The 2,337-nt window shown below is 65.0% G+C and carries 2 protein-coding genes; one reads left to right on the top strand and one right to left on the bottom strand.

Annotation, left to right across the window (positions count from 1 at the left end; genetic code table 11):
- Nucleotides 1-128 precede the first annotated feature (128 nt).
- The gene (locus QW845_RS34080; protein WP_315805880.1) at nucleotides 129-1,454 is read left to right on the top strand and encodes an NAD(P)H-dependent oxidoreductase; all 1,326 of its coding nucleotides are present in this window, start codon (nucleotides 129-131) and stop codon (nucleotides 1,452-1,454) included.
- 69 nt (nucleotides 1,455-1,523) lie between these two features.
- Here the strand turns inward: QW845_RS34080 and QW845_RS34075 are convergent, their stop codons facing one another.
- Entirely contained in the window at nucleotides 1,524-2,117 is a 594-nt protein-coding gene (locus QW845_RS34075; protein WP_315805879.1) for a hypothetical protein, read from the bottom strand.
- Between the last annotated feature and the right edge of the window lie 220 nt (nucleotides 2,118-2,337).

Genomic DNA, 2,337 nt, shown 5'->3' with positions numbered 1-2,337 from the left:
CCGCAGAAGAATCCACGCCATGCACCATGTCCAGTCTGTCTGAACCGGACAGCCGTGGGTCAAGCCCGGCCATGACGACGGAGGTGGTAGTTGCAGGTCGCGCGACAATCTGGAAACCGGACAATACAATGAACCTCCACGCCCTCCTCCAAGCCCGCGCCGCCGCCGGCAAGCCCGTGCGCGTCGCGTTGATCGGCGCCGGCAAGTTCGGCTCGATGTTCCTGTCACAGGTGCCGCACGTGGCGGGGCTCGAGGTGCCCGTCATCGTCGACCTCGATCCGGGGCGCGCGCGGGACGCCTGCCGCACCGTCGGCTGGAGCGCCGAGCGGATCGAACGCACCGCGTTCAGTCCCGACGGCGCAAAAGCGCTTGCTGACACCATTGATGTCGTCGTCGAAGCGACCGGCAGTCCGGCCGCGGGCATCCGCCACGCGCAGGCGGCCATCAGGGCCGGCAAGCACATCGTGATGGTCAATGTCGAGGCTGACGTTCTGGCGGGGCCGTTGCTGGCCGACGAGGCGCGCAGGGCCGGCGTTGTCTACTCACTCGCCTATGGCGACCAGCCGGCATTGACAGCCGAGCTCGTCGACTGGGCGCGTGCGACCGGCTTCCATGTCGTCGCCGCAGGCAAGGGCACGAAGTATCTGCCGGCCTATCACGACGTCACGCCGGACGGCGTCTGGCAACATTACGGCCTCACCGCCGGCGAGGCGCAGTCGGCCGGGATGAACCCGCAGATGTTCAATTCCTTCCTCGACGGCACCAAGTCGGCGATCGAGATGGCCGCGATCGCCAACGCGACGGGGCTCGACGTGCCCACGAACGGACTGCTGTTTCCACCCTGCGGTGTCGATGACCTGCCGCATGTGCTGCGGCCTCGCGACCGCGGCGGCGTGCTCGAGCGCTCCGGCATGGTCGAGGTGGTCTCATCGCTGGAGCGCGACGGGCGTCCGGTATTTCGCGATCTGCGCTGGGGCGTCTATGTCGTGCTGGAGGCGCCGAACGACTACGCCGCGGACTGCTTCCGGCAATACGGACTCAAGACCGATTCGAGCGGCCGCTATGCGGCGATGTACAAGCCCTATCACCTGATCGGGCTGGAGCTGAACGTCTCGGTGCTCTCGGCGGCCCTGCGCAAGGAGCCCACCGGCCAACCGCTCGGCTTCCGCGGCGATGTCGTCGCCGTCGCCAAGAAGGATCTGCGGGCTGGCGAGATGCTCGATGGCGAAGGTGGCTATACGGTGTGGGGCAAGGTCGTACCGGCCAGGACCAGCCTGCAGCTCGGGGCACTGCCGATCGGGCTGGCGCATCGGGTGAAGCTCGTGAACGACGTCGCGCATGGCGAGATCGTGCGCTGGAGCGACGTCGCAGCCGCTGCCGCGGACGAGACCGTGAAGGTACGCAAGCAGATGGAGGCCGCGTTCGCGCGCAGAGCGCGCGCTCCGCTCGCATGACCCACAACGAAAAAGCCCCGACCGACGGTCGGGGCTTGGCGGATCGAGGTGGAGGCAAAGCCTCGGTTGTCAGTTGTCGTCCTCGCCGAAGGCCGCGGCGAGCTTGTCGTAATATTTGACCACGAGATCGATATTGCCCTTGTTCTCGACCTCCGGCGGCTTCGCCTTGAGCGCCGCATTGAGATCGTTGAGGACCTGCTTCTTGTCATCGGGCTTCATCTTGGTATCGGCCTGGACCTGATCGATCTGCTGCTTGATGACGGCTTCGGGACCGATGTACTTTTTCGTCTTCGGATCGATGCCGCCCATCACCAGGCTGATGTTGTCGACGGCGACGTTGAAATCGTCATAGCTTGCGAAGCCGTATTTCTTGGCGACGCCATCGAGCTGCGTCACAACCTTCTGGTCCGGCGGCGCGTTCTCGGGAAGCTTGTCGGTGACGGCATCCATGTCCTTTTGCGATGCCAGCACGTTTTCGATCTGCTTGTCGGTCAGCGCGATCTGCTTGAGCTGCGGCGGCTGGCTGATGGTCGGACCGGGCGGCTGCGCCGGGGAATCCTTGGCGGCCTGCGCGAGGGCCGGAAGCGTTGTGAGGGCCGTCATCGCGGCGCCTGAGCCAGCAATGGCTAGCGCGACGAAGGTGGTCCGGACGAGCATGCGCATGAGGATCTCCTGTGGGACAATGTCAGCGACGACAGACAGCGCAGCATTGCGTACGTTCTGGGGAATGAACCGCAACTGAACCCGGTTTTGCGGCTCAATCACACGGTTGTGCTGCCCGCGGCATCGACGAACGACCGCATCAGGACAAACGACAACGCCGCGCTGAGGTTTCAGCGCGGCGTTGTTGTTTTGAGTGTGAAGAGGGGATGTCCTTTGCAGG

Source organism: Bradyrhizobium sp. SZCCHNS3002 (genome assembly GCF_032377435.1).
In the GTDB taxonomy this organism is placed as follows: domain Bacteria; phylum Pseudomonadota; class Alphaproteobacteria; order Rhizobiales; family Xanthobacteraceae; genus Bradyrhizobium.
The sequence above is the reverse complement of the archived record's forward strand: the minus strand, read 5'-3'. Positions and strand labels throughout refer to the sequence as shown.